Source organism: Acinetobacter sp. YH12072 (assembly GCF_013419565.1).
GTDB lineage: Bacteria > Pseudomonadota > Gammaproteobacteria > Pseudomonadales > Moraxellaceae > Acinetobacter.
Genome location: NZ_VOZV01000001.1, coordinates 16924 through 42102 on the forward strand (window position 1 = coordinate 16924; position 25179 = coordinate 42102).

Genomic DNA, 25179 nt, shown 5'->3' on the forward strand with positions numbered 1-25179 from the left:
GCAGTTTGCTTAATTCACCCACGTCATTGCATGCTTTGTGCTAAAAATTTGGCTGATCATTTTTATTATGACGCCTTAGGAGGGTACTCATGACTCAGAATAACCAGACAAGTACTTCAAAACAGAATCAAGATAAAGAACAACATGCACGAGAACTGCATGACAAGATTGAACAAGAGCAGAAGCAGAACAAGATTGATAAACAGCATAAGCAGAAGCATGAAGAAGTCCTAGAAGCCCAAAAAAATGGTGCTGATGAAAATTCTGATCATCAGCAAGACTCTAAAGCATCAGGTAATCAGCAATCAGAGCAAAAAGATGCGTCTAAAAATGACCAATCTAATCATGGTGATCAATCAGATAAAAAAGCTGAAAGTACCAAAATGGATGACTTAAAAGCGAAAGCCATCGCGATCGGTGAAGAGCTGTTGCAAAAAGGCGAAAAGATTCTGAATGAGCTGAAAAATGGCAAATCAGACAGCCAGAAAAATGGCGAGCAAGGTTCAGATGATTCGAAAAAGGCACAGGATCAAAGTTCTGGAGATAAATCGGCAAATCAGGCTGACCAGGATCGTATGGCAAATTTAAAAGATGAAGCGCTACATAAGTTTGAAGATACTAAGGTCAAAATTAGTGAGTTGGTGAATGAAGCTGCTACGAAACTAAATGAGTTGAAACAGATGGCGGCTGAAACCATGACTAAAATGAAAGGCGATGATCAATCTCAGTCAAGTGATTCAAAAAAGCAGGATCAGGATTCTTCATCTAAAGAGGCTAAGGATAAGGACCAAAATTCAGATCAGACCAATAATAAAAATGATGCTAAAAAGGATCAGGATAAGGCTGATCAATCTGGGCAAAACAAGACCGATCAAGATAAAAATCATAAATAATCATTTCATGTTGAAAGCCACTTCATTTAATTTTTGAATGAAGTGGCTTTTTAATGGATACTATCTAGTTAATTTTATTTAAAATTTTAAAATATCAATAATATAAAACAATAAATAAGATGTAATGCTGACTTTATAAATTTTCTTCCCTGTAACTCTTTAAAACCAAGTAAAATAGTTGGAAATTATATTTGTCTTTCAGGCTTCTGAATACAGATTGCTTAACCTGAGACTAAAACCTCGTTAAACTAAGCTATTCAGATGTCTATCTATATTTTTGGAGTAACCTATGTCCTGGCTTTCTTCGCTTAAATCGGTTTTTTCGCCTTCCAAGGAGGTGAACGAAGAAGCTGTGCAGAACGTACTGCAAAACTATATCTTGCCAAATTCTAGCAATGCGCTGAAAGACCGGATTACTCAGGTCAATGTGCAAGGTGAGATACTACAGATCACCATTAATACCTATCCGGAAGAAAAAGAGCAGTTACAGCAGATTCATGATGAACTGGCGGATGCGCTAGAGAAATGCGGTATTAAAGAACTAAACCTGCATGTGATTCAGCAAAAGACGGGTCATAAAAAAGAAGGCGGTTGTGGACATCATCATGCAGAAGGCGAGAGCTGTTCCAGCCAGCCGCAAACTGCTGCTTCAAAATCGAATCTGCCACCTGTGGTTGATGCTTCAGGTCATGCAGCTCAAGCAGAAGCTGACCCAAATAATCCGCCGATCCAGAAAGCTGCTCCACAGCAACGTGATGTGCCGAAGCATCCACACATTCAGAATGTCATTCTGGTCTCTTCAGGTAAGGGCGGTGTAGGTAAATCAACCACAACTGTGAATCTGGCTTTGGCTTTGCAAAAATTAGGTTTGAAAGTGGGTGTACTGGATGCGGATATTTATGGTCCAAGTATTCCGACGATGCTCGGCAATGCCGGCAAAACCCCGATGATCGAAGCCGAGCAGTTTGTCCCACTCGATGCCTATGGTATGGCAGTGCTGTCGATTGGTCACTTAACAGGTGATAATAATACGCCGGTTGCTTGGCGCGGTCCGAAAGCAACAGGTGCCTTGATGCAGCTATTCAATCAAACCCTATGGCCAGATCTGGATGTATTGATGATTGACATGCCGCCAGGTACAGGTGATATCCAGTTAACGCTTGCTCAGCGTATTCCAGTCACAGGTGCTGTGATCGTCACCACACCGCAAAATGTGGCATTGCTGGATGCAACTAAAGGTATTGAACTGTTCAATCGTGTGCAGATTCCAGTGATGGGTGTAGTCGAAAATATGTCGACCCATATCTGTTCAAACTGCGGTCACGAAGAACAGATCTTTGGTACAGGCGGCGGTGATAAACTGTCAGAGCAATACAATATTCCATTGCTCGGCCGCTTGCCTTTGAATGCAGTGATTCGTGAAAATGCCGATGCCGGTAAGCCTTCAGTGATTGCTGGAGATGATGCTGCTGAAAGTTATATGGCCATTGCTCAGAAAATTGCAGCAAAATTGCCAAAAGCAGAAAAAGATAAAACTCGTATTTTCTAAGATTCTATAATAAAAAAAAAGAGAGCTTAAGCTCTCTTTTTTTTATGAGGTTTTAGTCGTAGCTGTATTTTCTTTTCTTGCCTGAATGATATTAAAGCCAATTGCAATAATCACCATGATGGTGCCGATAATATCGGTCATGGTCTCAGGCACAATCATCATGAGAGCGCCAACCCCTAGGAAGATGCGCCAGAACCAATTCATCGCGGTTTTAAAGTAGCCTTCTACTGCAGCGCCAAGTGCCAGAATGCCGACAATGGATGTTACGGTAATGCTTAAAATGACATTCCATGCCGGTAAGGCAAATTCTTTGGCATTCACGGCAATATCTGTTGTATCAATCATCAGCATCGCCGGGTTATAGACAAACAGGAAGGGCACAATAAATCCGGCTAGGGATAGGCGCAAGGCCAGGAATCCAGTCCGCATTGGGTCACCCCCGGCAATCCCCGCACCAGCAAAGGCGGCTAAGGCGACGGGAGGGGTAATATTGGCAAACAGGCCAAAATAGAATACGAACATATGCGCGACTAGGATTGGAATATCAAAGTTGGCCAAAGCCGGAGCAGCCATCGTCGCGGTAATGATATAGGCTGGAATCGATGGTAGACCCATGCCCAAAATCATCGATGCAATCATGGTGAAGAACAGAGTGAGGAACAGACTGCCAGCACCAATACTCATGATTGAAGAAGTCATGACAGAACCAAAGCTAGTCAAGCTCACCACACCAATAATGATACCCACGACCGCACAGGCAGCCATCACTGAAAGTGACTGCTTGGCGCCATCAGCCAAAGCTTCCAGAATTTCCTTAGGCCCCATACGGGTGGATTTTCTGAATGCTGCCACCACAATGGTCAACAAAATTGTATAAACAGCGGCATAACTCACTGGAATCGACTGGAATAAAAAGAATACCAAAGCAACGATTGGAAATAATAAATGTCCTCGTTCTTTCAGGACTTCTTTGACTCGTGGTAGGTCAGCTTTGGGAACGCCTTTCAGGTGATCTCGGCCAGCTCTGAAATGGACTTGTGCCATCACACCGAGATAATACAGCAGGGCAGGTAATACCGCAGCTAAGGCAATCGTGCCATAACTGACACCCGTGGTTTCTGCCATGATGAAGGCACTGGCACCCATTACTGGCGGCAAGATCTGCCCGCCGACAGAAGCACTGGCTTCCACTGCACCGGCAAAGTTTTTGTGATAGCCAATTTTCTTCATTAAAGGAATGGTAAATGAACCTGTTCCTACGACATTGGCAACCGCCGTCCCGTTGATACTGCCCATAAAACCGCTGGAAATCACCGCGACCTTGGCTGGTCCACCTTGCTTATGTCCCGCAAGTGCCATGGCGAGATCATTAAATAATTTTCCCATTCCTGATTTCGCCAGAAAGGCACCAAACAGGATAAACAGGAAAATAAAGGTGACTGAAGCACCAATGGCTGAAGAATATAAACCTTCAGTCTTCAGATACATTTGTCCGAAAATATCACTGAATGTATAGGGGCGAGTGAGCAAGCGATCCGGCATCCATTCAAAATGACTGACAAATGGATAGCTTAAGAAAATCAGTCCTAAGATCGGCAACATCCAGCCCATTACCCTTCGAGCAGCCTCAACCACCAATACTACTGTCATAATCGAGAAGACAATGTCCAGCGTATTGGGAATGCCTCCCCGAGTGGTCATAATCGCTTGATACTCTTTAAATAAATAAAAGAAAGAAGCAAAAGAGGCGATCACCCAAATCCAGTCTGTCCATGCGACTTTTTGTCGGCTACTTGCTTGACGTGCTGGATATAACAAGAAAATCAGCGCCAGACCAATGGATACATGGGCTGCACGTTGAATCAGTTCTGGCAAGGGATTAAAAGTAATATAAAGATGAAATAACGAATAGGATATTGCCAAGGCAGCAATAAACCAGCGAACCGATTTGTTGATCGGATTGCGAGTGACAGATTCACGGTCAAATTTTTCTAATAATTCTTGTTGCTGTTGATCATCCAGTGCTTCGGTCACATTTCTTGTTTCTTGTGGATTCATAGGCAATCATTTAAACCTCTTTTTTTCCATGGGCTGTCTTTTTTTATAGAAAGTTGTACCGTGCTGTAGTCGGGAAAATCCTGATAAATATTCCAGATCCGATCAGCACTCTCAATTTGTCCCTGCATTCTGCGTGAAATGACCCAGTTGAGTTCTTTCATCTCTCGGTTGATTTGCATATGGATATTGCCATCATCCTGTCGAGTAATAGTACCTTGATCAGGTGTACCCGCACCAAATGAAATGAACTGAGTGTCTGTCAGAATGAAATGATCCTTGTCTAGAAGATAACGTTCTTTCCAATGTGTTCTTTCTACCGAATGCATCCAGCTGAGCTGAAAAGATTTCTGGTCAATTTTGCACTGAAAATTTTGCTCTTTCACTTCCACAAAAATATACGGAAATGTCATCCAAACACAGCTAATAAAAAAAGTAGCCAAACTAAAAAGTGCAGCAATCGCTGCACCTTGTATCCATTTCATCAGTTCGCTTTATTCTCATCATAGAATTTTTGCGCGCCCGGATGCAGTTGAGCAACCAGACCTTTTTGTGCACCTTCTAAAGTGATTTCTTTAGCAGCCTGATGTGAATTGGCGAGTTGATCCAAGCTGGAGAAGAACGTCTTGGTTAGCTTATATACATCATCTGTAGAGAGATCAGAACGAACCACCAGCGCATTCATGATCGCAGCTGTAGGAATATCTTCAGCATTGCCATAGGTCCCTTTAGGAATGGTCATTGGCAGGAAATACGCCTGATCTTTGGCAATCGCTTTCACTTTATCTGGATTAATACTCACCAGTTGTAGATCAAAGCCCTGTTGCAGCTCCATCAGTGAAGAGTTTGGAAGACCACTGGTCAGGAAGGCTGCATCCAGTTTACCGCCTTTCAAGGCATCAGCTGCTTCGGCATAACCTAAGTAATCTACTTTGACATCCTTATAAGTGATACCAAAACCGTTCAATAGAGTACGGGCATTCACTTCTACACCTGAATTCTGGGCGCCCACTGCAATACGTTTGCCTTTGAGATCTTCAATATTTTTGATACCAGAACGTTTTGAAGTGACAATCTGTACATAGTTTGGATAAAGCGCAGCGATCTGCTGCACGTTGTCAATTTTAGAACTAAAACTGCCTTGACCATTAATTGCTTCAGTTAAGCTGTCGCTCATGACAAAGGCCATTTCAACCTTGTTCTGTTTTAATAAATTTAGATTTTCGACAGAAGCCCCTGTGGTCTGGGTTTTGGAACTTACGCCGTAGGTCTTGTTATAGATTTCAGCCAATCCTGTTCCGATGACATTATAAGGGCCTGAGGCACCGCCTGTCGCAATATTGACAAATCGGGTTTGCAGTTTATCTGCAGCTACGCTCTCGCCAGATGCAGCCTGATTATCTGATTTATTTTGTGCATTATCATTCGAGCAGGCAACTACGCCTGATAACGCTAAGCTCATGACTGAAAGTTTGATCCATTTATTCATATATGACTCCTGATATTATTCTGTAGTTCTTAAAATATAATTAAAACAACAATATACTAAACCGTCTGGATGTTAAAAAATGTGAATTATCAATTGTTGTCCTTGTACAATTTAACAGCAATTATTTTGTCTGAATACCTTTAATAACATTTTTTTCGAAATTTTGCTTTATCAATATGTTGAACAAATTGAGCAAGATAGACATCTTAAATGGAGAGTGGAAATTTAATCATTAGGAGTTAGGTAAAAGTTGCTCCCATCACTAAATCTTTCTATAGAAGTGTGCAAAGTTCATATGCAAGAGCAGGGATTTTTAGTTAGTTAAAATTCAATCAAAGATTACTAGAAATAATGATTTTAAAGTTTTGGATGATTTTTCTTTCATGTTGTAGAGACTAGTATTTCAGGAATTTTAAGTCCGAATACTCTATTGAAACTTCTACTTTTATAGCAATTTTATGATGAGCTTATAGCTTTATAAATTGACAAAATTGACTGAAATAAAATTTTCTTTTATTTTTATATAATTATATGAAAATAAATAAAAAAATAAAATATATTTTTTTTTAATATGTTCTCTTACAATTATTTTTTTGCAGATTTGACCGGATTATTTTATGCTTAATACCTAAGAGCGAGGTCAAACTATGATTTCATGGTTATTTATTGGTTTAGTGGCAGCCATTCTATTAACACCGGGCCCAACCAATACTTTATTGGCATCGTCAGGTATTCAAGTTGGATTTAGAAAAACTTTTCGCCTTATTCCTGCAGAAGCTTTCGGCTATCTCATCGCAATTACATTCTGGGGCTTTTTGATTGGTAAAATCTCGGTCTATTTACCGGAATTACCTCATATTCTCAAACTCTGTAGTGCTACTTATATTCTATTTTTAGCTTTAAAATTATGGCGTACCGCAGAACTTGGTGAAAATTTTCAATGTATTTCGATTCGGGCACGGGAACTATTTTTGGCGACTTTGCTGAATCCTAAGGCATTATTATTTGCTTCGGCTATTTTCCCGGTCATGGTGTGGAAAAGCAGTCAATATTATGTGACTTATATGCTGGCATTCTTGGCATTACTTATTCCTATCGCATTTTTCTGGACCTTTTTAGGTAGCTTATTGGCCAGAAAAAACAATCGCTGGCTGAATCAAAAGAACTTACAAAAGACCGCTTCCATTATTTTAATGAGCTTTTCTGTACCTTTATCCTATTCAGCACTCCTCAGTCTTTAAACCTGAAAAAGCAGCTAAATTTCCTGAAATTTAGCTGTCAGAATTTCGCTTATTTTCATTAGTGTCAATTTCAGTTAAAGTACGTCGCAATTACTTATTTTTAAGATTTTTGGATTATATCAATGGCAATTAAGTCTGATCGTTGGATTCGCGAAATGAGCGAAAAACACGGCATGATTGAACCGTATGCAGAAAACCAGATTCGTCTGGATGAAAATGGTCAAAAGCTGATTTCTTATGGTGTTTCAAGCTATGGCTATGACGTGCGATGTGCGCGTGAGTTTAAAGTATTCACCAATGTTCACTCTGCAATTGTCGATCCGAAAAACTTTGACGAGAAAAGCTTTATCGATATTGAATCGGATGTTTGTATCATTCCACCCAACTCATTTGCTTTGGCGCGTACAGTAGAATACTTCCGTATTCCACGAAATGTGCTGACCGTTTGTTTGGGTAAATCGACCTATGCACGTTGCGGCATTATCGTGAATGTGACTCCACTTGAACCTGAGTGGGAAGGTCATGTCACGCTAGAGTTTTCAAATACAACTAACCTGCCTGCACGTATTTATGCGGGTGAGGGTGTGGCTCAAATGTTGTTCTTCGAATCAGACGAAGTTTGTGAAACCTCCTATAAAGATCGTGGTGGTAAATACCAAGGGCAGACAGGCGTTACTTTGCCTAAAGCTTAATTGTTTTAAAGCATTGAATAAGCGAGGCAAATGCCTCGCTTATTTTTTTGCTGTTTCATTCATCGGAAACTCGGGATTTTTAGTCTTTTGGCTTTGGTAATCCTTCTAAAAATAAGCATAATGAAGAATGAATATATAAAAAAGATGTGCCAAGCATCATAAAAATCAAAAATTGAAGGCTGGGAAGCTGAAGGATAAAGATGCGGAGCATCAGATAAGAAGGATAGGTCGAGATGGCTCAAATAAAAGCTAAATTTCAATTTCGTAAAAGCTATTTGGCAATGATGATCGGTTTAGGATTATTGCCATCCGCACATGCAATGCAGGAATTAACAGATTCTTCTCTTTCTGATACTACCGGTGAAGGTGTTGCCCTGGTACTTGATGACTTTAAAATGGTTTTTCAGGCACCGAATGATGCTTCCAGCGGTTCAAGCTATGCACGAAACATTGCCAATCCAGGTCAGGCAGACACAGGCTTTATTCGTATTATTCCGACTGGAGAAAACTATGCTCAATTAGGTGAGCGTGCCTATAATAAAGTCTATGATCGAGTGTATGCGAGTAGCTATTTAAATGGTATTAGTGCAAATGCCAATCTTTATCAAACGACTTATGACAATAGTGTCAGTACCTATAAAACTCAAAACTATAATACGACTTTAACCGCAATCCGTAATGAAATTGGTGCTAATGCACGTAATGGTATTGTGGAAGAATATCGTAATTCCGCTTTAATGAAGCAATATTATGATCAGCGTTATCAAGATTATTATGATGGTAACCTTTGGCCTTTATCTCTAAGTAATGATGGAACAATAACCAAACCAGGGTCATTGGAATCTACTCTTGGTCTAAAGAATAAGTCGGCTGAATATGCTTTAGCCAATACTTATGAAATGATTGAATTATTATGGGGGGATCGGGCATCCGTTTCTCTTAATAATAAATGGACTCAGGCTGTAGGATCCCGAAGTAATTTGATCGATCCTGGGGTAACAACGATTGTTGAAAACAGGACTCAAGAAAAACTAGCAATTGAAGCTGATAGGTATGCACTGATTCAGGCAAAAAATGCAGTGACTGCTATGGAGCAGGCGGTTAAAGCGAGCGCAACAACAGCGGCCAAAGAAGCTGCAATGGGTGCCTCAGTCAGTACGCTTCGTACGAAGGCTGATGTATTTATCTATGGTTTAGCTTTATCAAAAAGTGATAATTCACTCAGTAGCCGCTATAGCAATCAGGGGTTTAATTGGGGAACAGCCAGCAATCCTTGGTTATTTCATGCCGGAGCCGAAACAGTAAAACAGTTTACGGATACGGGAAAAGAAGTGGGCTATCTAGCTTTAGAAGCACCTCTTGCAACAGTTGCTGCAAATGAAGCAGATAATAATATTAAGCTTGGTTTCTGGACTGATATTTTCTCACGTTCTTTAAATTCAAGTAATACCGTAGATTATGCTACTGGAGCACCTACTTCAGGCTTAGATATTTCTGAACGTTTTCGTGCACAGTTTATTGCTAATGGCTTGAGCATGAACGGTTCGCAAGTCCGATTATTTCAAACCCTTACATCGCCTGATCTTGCATATAGTCAAACCTTGGGCCTGGCGAGTCTGATCCGACTCAATACTAATGATGATCCCTCTACTTTGACCAGTGATTCAAACAATTTGAACAGTAAAGGGATTCGTATTAGTAGTGCAGCAAAAGAGAATAATCTTGATGGAGATGGTCCGACTCCTGCTTTAAATGGCTCTGCAGCTCCTATATTTCATGATACCGAGGGATTGTATTTATATAGCCCGAATATCAATTTGGTACTAGGAAGTATGTATCAGCCTTTTGTTGTGGGTTCGGAAGGAAATAATATTATTTTGGAAGTGACACGTATTCCTAAAATTCCAGATATTTACAACCGGATTTATCAGCGTTATCCAGATGGAAAAGGTGGCTTTTTAGGATCAGAAGCACTTTTAGGCTCTACATGTAATGTATATACGTGTGGTACTGAAATTAAAGCTCAAGCTTCAGATAGCATTGCCTTGTATCAAGGACGCGATGCAACTCACAGTAGTATCGCCATTGGTTCTGTTGAACGTATTGCCAATACTAATATGCTGAAGGCAAAAGATGATAATAATGCTACTGGTGTGGTATTTAGGGGGGCTACTGATAACTCAATGAGGAATTTTGGTTCAGCAGTGATTGATGGTGTGTTGATTCAACATCTAAAAATAAAAACTACAGGTCTATAAAGGAATAGGGCAATGTTGAAAAAGTTAATGCTTGCTACAGTTCTTGGGATTTCTTTTGCGACACAAGCCGGCTTGGTCAGTCTTGATCCGCAGCAAATGACAGCGGAAACGGGTCAAGGCGGAGCAGATTTAAGCTGGACCTTGTCACTCAACCATCAATACGCTACTGATTTAACGAAATCTCAAATTTCTGAAACGGTCGCTAATAAGTTAGAGGTGTATTACAAGCCAACAACAGATTGTGGAATTAACACCTTGTTTTGTCGCTTGGCTATTTCTCCGAACAATCATGTTGATGCTCAAGGCAATAAAAAATGGCTGGTATTTAAAGGCATACAAGGCACCCTGCAAATTGATAAGTTTTCTATCGATGGCACTACAATTACTAATGTGGCAGGCGATCCTCAAACAGCCATGAAAATCACTTTTTATGATGATAAACCTTTAAAAATCAGAAACTTGGGTTTTAATACTTTGGCTATTGAAACCGGAACCGGTGAGGGCGATAAAGAAGGCTATGCCAATTCAGAGAAGTATACGACCTTCACCAATCGTGTTTATAAAGCGGACGGTACATATACCACTGCCTCAGCAGATGTTCCAGAATTTGACCGGGGGCGTGAGAAGGGGTTTATGGGTCTCAATATGCATGGCAACATGCACATGTCAGGAAACTTAAAAATATTTGGCTTTAACTGCTCAGCTGGGAGTGCACAAAGCCGTTGCTAACTGCATGGATGCAGTATAGGGATGAAAGAATGAAAAAAATAAAATCACAAATTAAATTATTAACGGCATGTGTCTGTTTAGCACAGCATAGTTATGCACTAGATCTGATTGAAGAACAAGAATTGGGTCATATCACTGGTCAAGACGGTATTACGATTACACACGAGGTATCAAAAGTAGAAGTTGAACAGCTCAATTGGTATGACCCGAATGCTGATGTAAATACCAAGATGGGACTGGGATTGCATAAAGTAGAAATCTTAGGCAAAGATCAAAATGCGATTTTAAGCCAGCTTAAGTTTGATGTCGGTGCGACCGATGCTGGTGCAGGGATCCGTCTAGAAGCAAGCGTAGCTCCCTTTAGTGCCAATGCAGATTTTAAACTTGTGAGTAAGGATTGTGTTGGAACAAGCTGTGTCGAAAACAATCAAAATTTGGGCAAATTAGGTCTTGCGATTGATAGTCCATTTAAAATGGTGCTTCATACGACAGCAGGTTTATTCAATAAGAATGAAACAGCTACTATCGATTTCAATTTGCAAGATGCCACGATCAAACATACTTTAGGTACAAATAGCTTAGTTCTAGATAACTTTAATTTTAACTTCGCTGGTACGGGCTATATGTATATAGACCCGACACAAGGCATCGTACTCGCCAGTAAAAGTGGCACACAAGACCATCTAATTAATTTAAAACCAGTGGCTGTAGGAACAACTGGTGCGCAAACAGCTGGATTAAACTTTGATTTACGCTATCAGAATGGAGATGGCGATTTAAAAAATATCATGCGCTATGGTATTTCGGGTGCAGTGAGTAATGCACGTTTGTCGTTAGGTGCTGATCAGTCAAAACTGAACTCTTTTGATATAAGTAATAAAGTTGGTGGTGTGCTGACGCGACAAGATCGCAGTGTTTCAAGCTATAACGCAGGTGAAGGCGGCTTGCATCTTGGTTTATCAGCTGATTTTACCAATCAGGAAGTGGCAGCAGCACAGGGTTTAAAACCAACGACTTTGGAAATTGGTCATACGGGTAAAGGAAGCTATGCAGTTCAGTTTAATGAATTACGTTCATTAACTGGAAAAAATAATGCATATATCGATTTTGGCGATATTTATATCAATACAATTCAGGCGCAGAGCCTAGAATTTTTAGTTAATGACAATATTAAGTCAACACTTAGACAAAGTAATCCGATTTTGCAGCAAACTTTAAGCAGTACGTCTGCTAATCAGGATTTTGCACTAATCGCCATACGGGGTATGGATTTCCAGTCGATTGCAGCCAAAGCAAATTTTATTTCTAATGATACTGGTATTATTTCCGGGAATAGTGGTTCTTGGGGAATTGGTGTTCCAATTTACAACCTGAATGCCAATGTTGCTTTGTCGGGTACAAAATATGACGGTGACAAGAATGGTATTGCCTATAACGTGATGGCATCAACTGAAGGTTATGGAAAGGATGCCAAAACTGGAGCACCAAGTACAACTTCAATTCTTTTAATTGATGGTGGTGTAGAGAATGGCCATGCGCGAAACTATTATGCTGGCCTTCGAAATATTGATGCCTTTATTGAATCCAAAGGGGTTATTGGTTATGAAGATGAAGGCATCTATGTAAAAGCTGATAAATTGCTGATCGCAGCTAAAGCTGAAGTGGCAATTGGCCAATTACCGGGATCTAAATATAACTGTGTATCAGGCAATAAATGTGATCAGTTTGTTCCTGATGACAACTTTTCTAAACGCGATGATGTATTAACAACAATTGCCATGATGCTTGATGGTAGTGGTGAGTTAATGATTATTCCGGGACTGGATGTAGCAGGCGAAAATTATTTATCGTTGGATGCAAACTTTAAGTTCCGAACATTAACTTCTACAGAAAAAGGTGATGTTAATAATCTTGGTAGTTATTTTAGTCTGATTAATGAAGATGTAGATAGCACAGGTGCAGTTCATACTTCTGCGATTAACTTTAATCGTATGGAAGGGAATTTAGGATTAATCACCAAAATAGGCGTGAGTGAAGATACTGTTACTTTAGATAATCAAATTAAATTTAATAAAGATCAGAAGATTATCGAGCCGTTTAGAACCAACATGGCCATGACCACAAATGGCAATATGCAGAATATAGCAACAATTGCACTCACAGGCGGAACCATGCGCAGTACGCTAGGCATTACACCGCGCTGAAATAAGGGATGATTTCATGAAAAAAATAATATTGAATAGCTTGATTGTTACTTTAATGGGCCTTACTCAACAGGCGATGGCAATGACAGCCTTAGACGATGAGGCTTTATCGGCAGTTGATGCACAGGCATTATTAAATTTGGAAAATGCTTATGATTCATCACAAGGGATTAACTTCCATAAGCTAAGTATTGAAGCTTTAATGGAACTGAACATTAATATCAAAACTTTGCAGCTCGGTTGTGGTGGAACGAATAACAGTATTGGGAATACTAATGGTTGTGATATTGATATTTCTAACTTGGCATTGAGTGGCTTAAATACCTCTCTTGATGATAAAGGTAACCCTGTCTTTTCAGGCGACCGTGCTAATACCAGTGCCAGTGTGAGTAATCCCTTTGTTGAGTTTGCAATTAAAAATGGTGGAAGTGCTTCTACCCGTGAAGTGGTCGGTTTTCGTCTAGGTGCAGATAAAATTGTCGGACTCTTAACCATGGGGACTGACAACATCGAAAATCCGAATGATGGCCTCAAAAGTTTTAGTGGTTATATGAAAATGGCGCAAACCACTGGTGAGTCTGTTACAAAAGCGGGAACCTTTGGTATTGCAAATGATGAAAAAATCTCAGGGAATCTAAAGGCTTTAGGACAAACACGTACTTTTACCAGTAAGCCAGGTGCTGATGGCCATACCGGGATTACAGTGCCTTCCATGCGGGTAGACTTTACTATGCCAGAAACTGTCGTGACTGGGCAACGCTTAAAGTCAGCGACTGTAAGTAATATCCGTTCTACTATTGCTTCGATTCCATTAGCAAAGGCTTTAACGGGTTCAACTTTGCCAAGTGATGTGATTGGTACACCAGATTTTTCAAAAGATAAGCTGTATGTAGAGTTTGATCCATTAATTGGATTTCTTAATTTAGGAACACATTCTTTCTTTCAAATGGGTGCTGGTTCAAGTCTGGATAACCTGAATATGGACATCACCTTTGTTCAGGCTCTAAATATGATCCATAATATTCCATTAAATGGTACAGGCGGTTATTTGTCTTTACAGAGTCAGAATGTGCATTGGCAAGGTGCGGACGCGGCTGATATTGCCAAACCAGGTTGGTGGCTATCTTTTAAAGACCCGATTCAACTGGGTGTATTAAAAACTACAGATGAAGTTGATATTTCATTCGTGTTACCTCAGGTAGCAACTGCTATTTCTGAATTTCTTTTACGTCCTGAAAACTTGATTGATGTCAGTGTGGGCGAGGCTTTAGGGTCTCTGGCGAATGTCGCGGTGGTACGTAAATTGAATATTGATGTAGGTAAATTTACTAACTATGTAGATGGTACTCCTGCAACTTTAACCTTAATGGATAAGCTGCTACAGAACCAGAATGTGACCTCAAACTGCTTTGGCGGACATAAGTTCTGCTAATTCAGACATATAAAAAATCCCGCACTAAGCGGGATTTTTTATTGATTCAGAAAAAATTATTTCGCAATTTTTGTCAGTAATTCTTCTTTCGAAAGATTTACTGATTCTGCATCACGGCGACCTTTATATTCAAAAGTACCTGCATCCAGACCTTTTTCACCAATCACAATGCGATGTGGAATACCAGTCAATTCAAGATCAGAGAATTTCACACCTGGACGCTCGTTACGGTCATCAAGCAATACGTCAAAACCAGCAGCTTGCAGTTCTGCATATAAGCTTTCAGCTGCTTCTAAAGTGCGAGGTGATTTATGCGCATTCATTGGCACAATTGCCACTTCAAATGGAGCGATCGCAGCCGGCCAGATGATACCTTTTTCATCGTAATTCTGTTCAATTGCAGATGCTACGACACGTGTCACACCGATACCATAACAACCCATGGTTACAGTGAATGGTTTGCCATCTTCACCTAAGACTTTACAGCCTAAAGCTTCAGAGTATTTTTTGCCTAACTGGAAGATATGACCTACTTCGATACCACGTTTGATTTGAAGTGTACCTTTACCATCTGGAGAAGGATCGCCTTCAACCACATTACGCAGGTCATAAACTTCGCTAAACTGCGCATCACGTTCCCAGTTCACGCCAGTTGAGTGCTTGTCTGCTTCGTTTGCACCTGCAACAAAGTCAGACAGTACAGAAGCAGCACGGTCAACGATTACTGTTAGGCCTTTTTCTACTAAACCTTGCGGACCTACAAAACCAGCAGTCAAACCTAGTTCAGCAAGTTGAGCTTCAGTAGCAAAAGCCAAAGGCGCAGCAATTTTTGGATGCTTTTCGGCTTTAATTTCATTCAGTTCATGGTCACCACGAAGGAACAGGGCAACGACAGGAGCTGCTTTACCTTCTTCAGCTGCAACGCCTTGAACCAGTAATGCCTTTACTGAATGCGCAGGATCAGTACCAAGGAAGCTTGATACATCAGCAATCGTTTTTTGATTTGGGGTATCAACCACTTTCAGTTCTTGAGTTGGAGCAGCACGATCACCCACCAGAATCGCTTCAGCCATTTCGATGTTAGCCGCATAATCAGATTCAGTTGAGAAGGCGATATCATCTTCACCACTTGAAGCCAAGACGTGGAATTCGTGTGAACCTGAACCACCGATTGAACCGGTATCCGCTTGTACTGGACGGAAATCCAGACCTAAACGGGTAAAGATCTTGCAGTACGCTTCGTACATTTTGTCGTAAGTTTCTTGCAGAGATTCCTGATCCGCATGGAAAGAATAGGCATCTTTCATGATGAATTCACGTGAGCGCATTACGCCAAAACGAGGACGAATTTCGTCACGGAACTTGGTTTGAACCTGGTAGAAGTTTGCAGGCAGTTGTTTGTAACTTTTTAGCTCATTACGTGCCAGATCAGTGATCACTTCTTCATGTGTTGGGCCAAGCACAAAGTCATTGGTATGACGATCTTTAAAACGTAATAGTTCAGGACCGTATTGCACATAACGACCAGATTCTTCCCAAAGAGAAGCTGGTTGGGTCACAGGCATCAAGACTTCGAGTGAACCCGCGTTATTCATCTCTTCGCGAACGATCGCTGCAACTTTATTTAATACGCGAACGCCCATCGGCAGCCAGGTGTACAAACCTGAAGCCAACTTACGAATCATACCGGCACGAAGCATCAGCTGATGTGAAATAACTTCAGCATCGTTCGGGGTTTCTCTCAACGTTGCAAATAAAAAGCGACTCGCGCGCATGGAAACTGTCCTAAAAAAATTAAGCGTTAAAGCAGAGATTATACAATAAAAAATGAGGTGAACATTCGTGAATGTCACCTCATTGTGATGGTTTAAATTATGCCATGATTTTACGGGCTTGGCGCAGCATAAAATTCTTAAAGTCATCCAGGTAAGTGAAAATCACTGGAACCACGACCAATGTCAGCAGGGTGGAGGTAATTACCCCGCCGATCACGGCATGTGCCATCGGTGCACTTTGTTCACCACCTTCACCTAAGCCCAGAGCGAGCGGCACCATTCCCATGACCATGGCACTGGTGGTCATCAGAATTGGACGTAAACGGGTTTTGCCGGCATTCAGAATCGCATCATAACGGGCTTCACCCCGATCCATGGCTTTCTTGATGAAGTCGATAAGCAGAATCGCATTTTTGGTCACCAGGCCCATCAGCATAATAATACCGATAATTGAAAACAGGTTCATGGTCGAATTAAACAGGAATAGCGCCAGGAATACACCAATTAATGACAAGGGTAATGAAGCCATAATGGCAGCAGGGTGAATAAAGCTGTTGAACTGGGAGCCGAGTACTATATAAATGAATACAATTGACAGGGTAATCGCAGTGAGCGCATAACCTGCGGATTCTGCCATATCTGCATTGGCGCCTTGGGTATCAAAACTATAACCCGGCGGCATGTCGAAACTATCCTGAAGTCTGCTGATATCCGTACCGATGTCACCTGCGGGGCGTCCAGAGGTATTTGCTTCAACCAGCACCTCACGCGCCAGATCTCGACGATTAATCTGAGAAGCTCCCAGTTTTTCTTCAAAATTAGCAACGCTAGAAAGTGGGATCAAGATCGGCTGATTATTGCCATCCATTTTAGATGAAGTGATATACATATTTTGCAGATCACTCGGCAGGGTGCGCCGGTCTTCGGTCAGGCGTAAGTTAACATCATAAGTTTCACCTTTTTCATCCTGCCAGGTGGTGACATCATCGCCGGCAATCAGTGGGCGAACCACATTGGCAATTTGATTGACTGACAAACCAAGATCACTGGCCAGAACGCGATTGATCTGTACACCTAAGGTCGGTTTTGGCTCTTTCAGTGAGGATTCAAGATCGACAATGCCATCAATTTTAGCCATCTCGACCATAAAGCGATCGGAAATCTTCTGTAGTTCATTCAAATCAGGGCCTTTGATTGAAATCATAATCGGCTTTTGGCCACCCGATACGGTTTCATCCGCGGAAGCGACTGAGGTAATGGTAATGCCGCCCACAGATTGTAAACGTTGACGGAATTCATTATTGAGATCATTCAAGCTTTTCTCGCGTTCAGTCCGCGGAGTCACAGTGACACGTAAGCTGACATGGTTTTTACCGCGATCGGTCACACCATTAATTACGCCGTAAGTTGCACGTACATCAGGATGCTGACGTACAATTTTATCGACCTGCTGCAGTTTGGCTTGTGAATATTCCAGTGAAGCATCGACTGGAGTTTCAAACTTGATCCGGATTTCACCCTTATCCGGGACAGGTACGAACTCGGTACCAATCAGTTTCGACAGGGCTAGAGCGCCAAACAAAGACGCCACTGCAATTACAATAGTAATGAATCTAAAGCGCAAAGCCAGTTTCAGCAGTTTTTCATAGACATGGCTTAAATTGTCTAATTTACCTGAAATCCAGTTAAAGAAACGTTTAATGCGCCCTGGCTTTTTATTGGGATCTTTTTTCTTTTCTGCCCAATGCGCAGATAGCATTGGATCTAGAGTGAAGCTAACAAACATGGAAATCAGAACGGCGGTACTCACCGTTACACCGAACTGATAGAAGAAACGGCCAATGATTCCGCCCATAAAGGCAACAGGCAAGAATACCGCGACAATGGTCAGGGTTGTTGCCAGAACGGCAAGGCCAATTTCTTTGGTGCCGTCCAGCGCGGCAGTGACATGGTCTTTACCCATATCGGTATGCCGTACGATATTTTCCCGTACTACAATTGCATCATCAATCAGCAAACCGATACTTAAAGACAGGGCCAATAAGGTCATCATATTGATGCTGAAACCAAAAGCCCAGATAAAGGTCAAAGTTCCGAGCAATGCAATCGGTAAAGTGAGGCCAGTAATGACCGTTGAGCGGAAAGAACCTAAAAATAATAGAACAATCAGCACAGCAAGAACCGCACCCTCAATAATGGTACGCGCCACATCACCAATGGTGCCGCGGATACTTTTTGAAGAATCCACCACAACTTTTAAGGTGGTTCCTTGTGGCAATTGGGCTTTAATGCTTTCAAGAGTTTTGTAGGTACTGTCTACTACTTCAATAACATTAGAATCAGAGCTACGCAGAATGTCGACAGCCACTGCAGCCTTGCCATCCAGAAATGCACCAGTTTCAAGTTCTGCCTGACTATCTTCAATTTCTGCGACCTGTTTCAGAAAGATCGGTGCACCATTTTTATTGGCAATGACCAGATCGCCAAAGGCGAGGGGATGCAGGACTTTGGAATTGATCTCAATCACCAGTTCCGAGTTGCCAGATTTTAATGTACCGCCCGGAACTTCGATATTTTCAGATTTCAGAGTATTAATGACGCTATCCACGCCAATGCCAAAAGCTTGTAGTTTCTGTGGTTCAACCTGAATGCGAATCTGGCGCTGTGCATCACCGAGCAGGTTGACGGTACCTACACCCGGAACAGTTCTCAGTTGTGGAACAATGCGCTGATCCAGATAGGAGCTTAGTGTCTTTAAACCCATATTGTCGGACTCAAATACGATCGACATGATTGCATTGGCAGTCGGATCATAACGCTCGACGACTGGCTCCTGAATTTCATCACGGAATTCAGCGGTGACTGAAGCAATTTTGTCACGGACATCCTGTGCTGCCGTGGTTGAAGGCACTTCCAGATTGAATTCGGCCGTAATCATCGACAGGCCTTCACTGGATTGTGAAATCACCTGTTTTAAACCGGAAATAGTATTGATCTGGTCTTCGAGTTTTTTGGTAATTTCCGATTCAACAGTTTCTGGGGAAGCACCTGGATAGTTGGTATAAATCACGACAAAGGGGAAGTCCACATCCGGAAATTCTTCCACACCCATGCGCTGCCAGGAAGCTAGTCCAAGCACCATCAAACAGAACATCATCATAATGGTGAAGACGGGATACTTCACACTAATTCGGGTAAACCACATATTAATGATCCTGTCTGATTAGTTGGAACGCACTGTCACTGGCTTGTTGAGATCTGCCTCGGTAAATGGAATGCGACTGACCTGATCACCTGTTTCCAGACCCTGGATCACTGCAGTATTCTGGTTATAGCGCTGTTCCAGAACCTGAACATTCACTTTAATAATTTTGTTCTGGCGAATAACCCAGACATAAGGTTTATTCTGGATATCCTGAATGGTATCGAGGGGAATAATCTGACCAGAAACTTGTTGAGAACTCAGAATATTGCCTTCAACAAAAGAGCCAATACTTAAAGAGGGAATACTTTCATTTGGTCTGGCGAAGAATTCAATCTGGCGACTAGCCTGATCAGCAATTGGAGATACCCGGCTAATAACAGCGGTAAATGTGTTTGGATTGCCCTGAATCTGGTATTCAATTTTGCTACCTAAACGCAGACTGGACTGCATCTCACTCGGGACACGGGCCTGAATTTCCAGTTGATTTGGATTTACGATTTCAAACAGGGTTTGTCCGATCGCCACGGTTTGACCGGGCTCAACCTGACGCTGGGTGATCACGCCACTAATCGGGCTTGTGATAATGCCATCACGATCGGCTTTTACGGCAATATCGACATTGGCTTGCTGTGCGCGGACATTTTCAACCTGGGCCTGATAGTCAACCTGACTTTGCTCATATTCAACTTTAGAAATAAAGCCTTGGTCGAGCAGGCGCTTTTTGCGCTGCATCATGTTACGCGCCTGATTGGCCTGTGCCTGGGTAGATGCCAGATTGGCACGGGCCTGAGCCAGACGTGCGGCATTGTCCTGATTATTTAAGCGAACCAGTACCTGACCTTTAGCTACATTGTCACCGACCTGAGCATTAACACTGGTGGCAGTGGCCGAAACCTGCGCTTGAATACTGCTTTGGTTGACTGCGCGAATAGTGCCGGTAAATGCGGATTTCTGGATTGAAGTACCTGTTTTTACAGCTACCAGATCCTGAAGAATTAGTTCAATTGTTTTGGGACTTTCGGCTTGCGGTGTAGATTCATTTTTATTGCAGCCGCTTAGAAAAAGACTTAAGCAAAGTGCACTCACCATCAATACAGAGCGCGAAGAAGGGGTCTTTGAAATATGAAAATGCTGTGCAAATGGCATATTAATCCTTTTCACTTGTGGTCGTTTAAAGCAACAACAAGTTATTTGTGTTTATTCAAGTGCTTTTAAACGGGCAATAATTCTGTCGTATTCCGCTTCCATATTTCGATAGCGAGTTTGTAAAGATTGAATATTTTCTTTTTGAGAAATGAGGTTTTTCTGGTTGTTTTCAAGGTTGGCTTTCAAAGATGCCGGGGGATTATTGCCTTTACGTAAATATTCACGTTCTTGGCGTAAAAACATAACCCGGTCTTGCTGCAACTGTTTCATCTGCTCTTGCTGAAAGGCAATCTGTTTTTTAAGTTGGCTCAGACTTTCATTCTTTTTTTGTAGAGCAACATGGCTATTGGTATAGGCACGTTTCAGTTTCTGGTCTTCTGCAATGCGCTGAGCCTGCTGGGCACGTTGCGGCGCCTGTTTAATATCTTTATCGACATTATAAGGACGTGCACGTTTAATGACCTGCATATTCTGGTCAAGTGCCTCATATCCATAGCGGATATGGTTGGGGGTAACGTTAGTGCTGATATTGGCCACACCTTTCTTATCATAATAGCGGTACCAGGTGGCTTTTGGTGGCTGGTCAGTTGAGGCATAAGAAATGGTGACCTGAAGAAAAAGTGTCACTGCAAATATGAATCGGCCAGTCATTTTATTTTTATCAATGAAAGCAAGTTTTTCTGAAAACTGACTCATCATTGGCTCCCCAATTGAAAGTTGACTAAATTACTTATTTTAAAGTAATAATAATGCTATATTAGACTCAAATTCACGAATTAAAAACTACCATCAGTCAAAAAAAAAGCAATGACAAAATAAAAATGTGAAATGGTTAATGAAAATCCGCCATTTATGCACACTTGTGTAGAAAATGTTCATTGATAATACAAGTGGATTTGTGTTAAAAATGTTTATCGATCGTAATAAAATAATCCTATGAGCCTTATGGCGCATCGTTTCTAAAATGGGAAGGGTCAAAATGGACGATAAATTCCAAAATCTAAAAGTTATGGTCATTGATGACTCAAAGACCATTCGTCGTACAGCAGAAACTCTTCTACAGCGCGAAGGATATGAAGTCGTGACTGCGGTAGATGGTTTTGAAGCTTTGTCAAAAATCGCAGAAACCAATCCGGATATCGTATTTGTAGACATCATGATGCCTCGTCTAGATGGTTATCAAACTTGTGCATTGATTAAAAATTCTCAAAATTATCAGAATATTCCTGTGATTATGCTTTCGAGTAAAGATGGCTTATTTGATCAGGCCAAAGGTCGTGTTGTTGGTTCGGACGAATACTTGACTAAACCTTTCAGTAAAGATGAATTGCTTAACGCAATCCGTAACCATATTAGTGCTTAATAATTGATTTTTTAGGGGAATTGGCATGGCGCGTATCTTAATCGTAGATGACTCACCGACAGAAACATTCCGTTTTAGAGAGATTCTTTCTAAACATGGCTTTGAGGTGATTGAAGCATCCAATGGTGCAGATGGGGTAACCATGGCTCAGGCTGAGTTGCCAGATCTGGTATTGATGGATGTGGTCATGCCAGGCGTGAATGGCTTCCAGGCAACACGTCAAATTGCACGTGGTGCAACCACCAAGCATATTCCGATTGTGATTGTAAGTACCAAAGATCAGGCCACTGACCGCGTTTGGGGTAAACGTCAGGGCGCCGCAGATTATCTTACAAAACCGGTAGATGAAAAACAGTTGATTGAAGTGATTAAGCACCACCTCAACGCAGGATAAGCTCTATGGCAGCAAATGGATTTATCGAATTGCTTCGCATTGCGAAACGGGGAAATAAAAACTACGTTTCTAATGAAAATGAAGTCAACCGATGGTCAGGCATTGCTTTTGAGATGATGGGGCAATATTTTGTTGCCCCGCTGGGGGAAGTATCCGAAGTGATCTATCCTCCAAAATATACGCCAGTTCCTAATACTCAATCATGGGTTTTAGGGTTGGCCAATATTCGGGGAAGGTTATTATCAGTTTCTGATTTGACTCAATATGTATCAGGACAGAGTAGCCAGTTTTCACCGACTCAAAAAGTATTATGTATTCACCATAATGACCAATATGTCGGTTTGGTTGTTGATCAAGTTTTGGGTATACAACATTTTAATAAGAAAAGTTTTTTTTCTAAAACAACTGAATTGGATAATAACTTACAAGAATACTGTCAGGGATTTTTCCACCAGCATAACCAACAATGGCATGTGTTCTTATTCAGTCGTCTGTTGCAAAATCCAAAATTTATGAACGCATCTATAAAATTTATAAATTAAACGTCGCGCACGAAAGTAATAAAGACGTAAATCGGGGAGAGGCTGCATGGGCTTTAAACTTAAAAAGAAAAATACAAGTGAAGGTAGCCGCAAAAGTGGCAATACTTTTTTATCCAAGATTCAATCACAAACAGATCAGTTGTCACGTGTATTTGGTGATAGTGAAAAGTCTAAACCGTTTATTTATGGTGCAGCCGGCTGTCTGTTAGCGGCAACCATCACTTTATTGTATCTTTTCTACAGTGTGCCACGTGCCAACCAGCTGACACAAAGTCTGGGTGATTTACGTCTGCTTTCACAAACCATTTCACGTCAGGCAACTGAAGCAACGGCTTCTGGTACACCTGAGGCGATGAAAAATCTGACAGATTCTCAAAAAGCTTTTGCTGAAAACCTTGAGACTGTAAAAAATATCCATTCCAATAATGAAGCGCTGCAAGCAGTAGATAAACAGTGGACAGAAGTATCTTCTAGTATTGACCTGATTGCATCGCAACAAAAAATCATTAACCAGTTATATGACACCAACATTGCGATTGGTGAAGCGATCCCGGGGATTCAGGCCGAATATAACTTGATGGTCGACCAGATGGCGCGTCAAGACATGCCGTCTAACCAGGTGGTTATTGCGAAAAACCAGGTATTTATTGCGGAACGTATTTTACGTTCGATCAGTTTGGTATTGACCGGTAACGACGGTTCACGTGAATCAGCGGATGACTTCAGTGCCGATACCGAAACTTTCGGTTCATACTTAAATGCACAGTTAAACGGTTCTGCTGAACTGGGTGTACAACGTATTACTGATCCTAACCTGCGCGAGTCTCTAGAAGGCATCAAAGCGGAATATGATGATGTACTTGAATCAGCATCTGCGACAATCCTGAAAAACTCTGCGCAAATCGTAAAAGTACGTCAGGCATCTGCATCAATTTTCTCGCAATCTGATGCCCTGCTCGATAACCTGAACAAACTGTCTGGTAACTCTGGTCTGAAAACAATCGTTCCAGCGGTTTTGTTAATTCTGTTATTGATCGGCTTCCTGCTGTGTGTATTCCGCCTGTTAACCCTACGTGGTGCATCGGATAAACAGCGTGTAACCCGTCTTCAAGAAGAATATGACCGTAACCAGAATGCGATTTTACGTTTACTGGACGAGATTGCCGACCTTGCGGATGGTGACTTGCGTTCATATGCAACAGTATCGGAAGACTTTACCGGTGCGATTGCCGACTCGATTAACTTCGCGATCGACCAGTTACGTGACCTGGTATCTCGTATTACCGAAACTTCTCAGGAAGTTGCGCAATATACAGCGACAACTCAAAGCATTACCAACCAGTTAGCTGAAGCATCTGAACACCAGGCACAAGAAATTGCCGGTGCATCTGCTGCGATTAACGAAATGGCGATGTCCATTGACCAGGTATCTGCCAACGCGGAAGAATCTGCAGTCGTTGCGGAACGTTCAGTACAAATTGCTGCAAATGGTGCAGACGTTGTACACCGTTCAATTGAAGGTATGGATACGATTCGTGAACAGATTCAGGAAACGTCGAAACGTATTAAACGTCTGGGTGAATCTTCACAAGAAATTGGTAACATCGTCGCCCTGATTAACGATATTGCCGACCAAACCAACATCCTGGCTTTGAACGCAGCGATTCAAGCGTCGATGGCGGGTGAAGCTGGTCGTGGTTTCGCCGTGGTAGCGGATGAGGTCCAGCGTCTTGCGGAACGTTCTGCATCTGCAACTAAACAGATTGAAGGCCTGGTAAAAACCATTCAGACCGATACCAACGAAGCCGTAATTTCAATGGAACAAACCACAGCCGAAGTTGTACGTGGTGCGAACTTGTCTAAAGATGCCGGTGTGGCACTAGATGAGATTCAGAACGTATCGAATAACCTGGCAAAACTGATTGCAAACATTTCCGATGCTGCGAAACTTCAGTCAGCATCTGCAGGTCATATTGCGACCACGATGAATGTCGTACAGGAAATTACTTCACAAACTACGAGTGCAACCTTCGATACAGCACGTTCGGTATCTGAATTGGCGAACATGGCCGATGCATTACGTGAATCTGTATCTGACTTTAAACTACCAGAATAAAGTCAGAAAGTATGAGGGGAGTGTGCCTTAACCTAGGTTGAGGCACATTCAGAAATACAGATAAAGCCTCGACAAGATGGACTTGACTACATAAGG

19 protein-coding genes are annotated in these 25179 nt (G+C 41.7%); 12 read left to right on the top strand and 7 right to left on the bottom strand.

Annotation, left to right across the window (positions count from 1 at the left end; all coding sequences use genetic code 11):
* Positions 1-89 precede the first annotated feature (89 nt).
* Complete coding sequence (locus FTU19_RS00100; RefSeq protein WP_180129791.1) at positions 90-893, top strand: hypothetical protein; 804 nt, start codon at positions 90-92, stop codon at positions 891-893.
* A 289-nt stretch (positions 894-1182) separates the two neighbouring features.
* Complete coding sequence (gene apbC, locus FTU19_RS00105) at positions 1183-2442, top strand: iron-sulfur cluster carrier protein ApbC (RefSeq protein ID WP_180129793.1); 1260 nt, start codon at positions 1183-1185, stop codon at positions 2440-2442.
* Between the two features lie 42 nt (positions 2443-2484).
* Here the strand turns inward: apbC and FTU19_RS00110 are convergent, their stop codons facing one another.
* From FTU19_RS00110 to FTU19_RS00120, 3 genes are read right to left on the bottom strand one after another with little or no spacing between them, the layout of a single operon-like run.
* The gene (locus FTU19_RS00110; RefSeq protein ID WP_166139308.1) at positions 2485-4500 is read right to left on the bottom strand and encodes a TRAP transporter permease; all 2016 of its coding nucleotides are present in this window, start codon (positions 4498-4500) and stop codon (positions 2485-2487) included.
* Positions 4497-4982: a DUF1850 domain-containing protein gene (locus FTU19_RS00115; RefSeq protein ID WP_159124390.1), complete on the bottom strand. Its 486-nt coding sequence runs from the start codon at positions 4980-4982 to the stop codon at positions 4497-4499. The genes FTU19_RS00110 and FTU19_RS00115 overlap by 4 nt, the downstream gene beginning before the upstream one ends.
* Entirely contained in the window at positions 4982-5986 is a 1005-nt protein-coding gene (locus tag FTU19_RS00120) for a TAXI family TRAP transporter solute-binding subunit (protein WP_159124389.1), read from the bottom strand. The genes FTU19_RS00115 and FTU19_RS00120 overlap by 1 nt, the downstream gene beginning before the upstream one ends.
* A 647-nt stretch (positions 5987-6633) precedes the next feature.
* Here FTU19_RS00120 and FTU19_RS00125 point away from each other — a divergent pair.
* The 6 genes from FTU19_RS00125 to FTU19_RS00150 all read left to right on the top strand — a co-directional run bounded on the left by FTU19_RS00125 (position 6634) and on the right by FTU19_RS00150 (position 14542).
* Entirely contained in the window at positions 6634-7227 is a 594-nt protein-coding gene (locus FTU19_RS00125; RefSeq protein ID WP_180129796.1) for a LysE family translocator, read from the top strand.
* Between the two features lie 122 nt (positions 7228-7349).
* Positions 7350-7919, top strand: coding sequence for a dCTP deaminase (dcd, locus tag FTU19_RS00130; protein ID WP_004785008.1), 570 nt, complete (start codon positions 7350-7352; stop codon positions 7917-7919).
* A 233-nt stretch (positions 7920-8152) separates the two neighbouring features.
* Positions 8153-10177, top strand: a complete 2025-nt coding sequence (locus tag FTU19_RS00135; RefSeq protein WP_180129799.1) for a hypothetical protein — start codon at positions 8153-8155, stop codon at positions 10175-10177.
* 12 nt (positions 10178-10189) lie between these two features.
* Positions 10190-10906 (top strand): hypothetical protein, encoded by a 717-nt coding sequence (locus tag FTU19_RS00140; protein ID WP_159123364.1) that lies wholly within the window; start codon positions 10190-10192, stop codon positions 10904-10906.
* Positions 10907-10935: 29 nt separating this feature from the next.
* Positions 10936-13110 (top strand): DUF6160 family protein, encoded by a 2175-nt coding sequence (locus FTU19_RS00145; RefSeq protein WP_180129802.1) that lies wholly within the window; start codon positions 10936-10938, stop codon positions 13108-13110.
* A 16-nt stretch (positions 13111-13126) separates the two neighbouring features.
* A complete protein-coding gene (locus FTU19_RS00150; protein ID WP_180105051.1) occupies positions 13127-14542 on the top strand; it encodes a hypothetical protein in 1416 nt (471 codons plus the stop codon).
* Positions 14543-14598: 56 nt separating this feature from the next.
* Here the strand turns inward: FTU19_RS00150 and FTU19_RS00155 are convergent, their stop codons facing one another.
* The 4 genes from FTU19_RS00155 to FTU19_RS00170 form a co-directional block, all read right to left on the bottom strand.
* Positions 14599-16317: a proline--tRNA ligase gene (locus tag FTU19_RS00155; protein ID WP_180105052.1), complete on the bottom strand. Its 1719-nt coding sequence runs from the start codon at positions 16315-16317 to the stop codon at positions 14599-14601.
* Positions 16318-16414: 97 nt separating this feature from the next.
* A complete protein-coding gene (locus FTU19_RS00160) occupies positions 16415-19522 on the bottom strand; it encodes an efflux RND transporter permease subunit (RefSeq protein ID WP_180105053.1) in 3108 nt (1035 codons plus the stop codon).
* Positions 19523-19540: 18 nt separating this feature from the next.
* Positions 19541-20668 (bottom strand): efflux RND transporter periplasmic adaptor subunit, encoded by a 1128-nt coding sequence (locus FTU19_RS00165; protein WP_180129805.1) that lies wholly within the window; start codon positions 20666-20668, stop codon positions 19541-19543.
* Between the two features lie 51 nt (positions 20669-20719).
* Entirely contained in the window at positions 20720-21364 is a 645-nt protein-coding gene (locus FTU19_RS00170) for a hypothetical protein (RefSeq protein WP_180129807.1), read from the bottom strand.
* A 283-nt stretch (positions 21365-21647) separates the two neighbouring features.
* On the opposite strand from FTU19_RS00170, the gene pilG reads away from it, so the two are divergent.
* From pilG to FTU19_RS00190, 4 genes are read left to right on the top strand one after another with little or no spacing between them, the layout of a single operon-like run.
* Positions 21648-22031 carry a twitching motility response regulator PilG gene (gene pilG, locus FTU19_RS00175; RefSeq protein ID WP_180011986.1) on the top strand — a complete coding sequence of 128 codons (384 nt, stop codon included), beginning with the start codon at positions 21648-21650 and terminating at the stop codon, positions 22029-22031.
* A gap of 25 nt (positions 22032-22056) precedes the next feature.
* Positions 22057-22425 carry a response regulator gene (locus FTU19_RS00180; RefSeq protein ID WP_004784985.1) on the top strand — a complete coding sequence of 123 codons (369 nt, stop codon included), beginning with the start codon at positions 22057-22059 and terminating at the stop codon, positions 22423-22425.
* A 5-nt stretch (positions 22426-22430) separates the two neighbouring features.
* Positions 22431-22967: a chemotaxis protein CheW gene (locus FTU19_RS00185; protein ID WP_159123371.1), complete on the top strand. Its 537-nt coding sequence runs from the start codon at positions 22431-22433 to the stop codon at positions 22965-22967.
* Positions 22968-23013: 46 nt separating this feature from the next.
* A complete protein-coding gene (locus FTU19_RS00190; protein WP_180129810.1) occupies positions 23014-25083 on the top strand; it encodes a methyl-accepting chemotaxis protein in 2070 nt (689 codons plus the stop codon).
* Positions 25084-25179 lie beyond the last annotated feature (96 nt).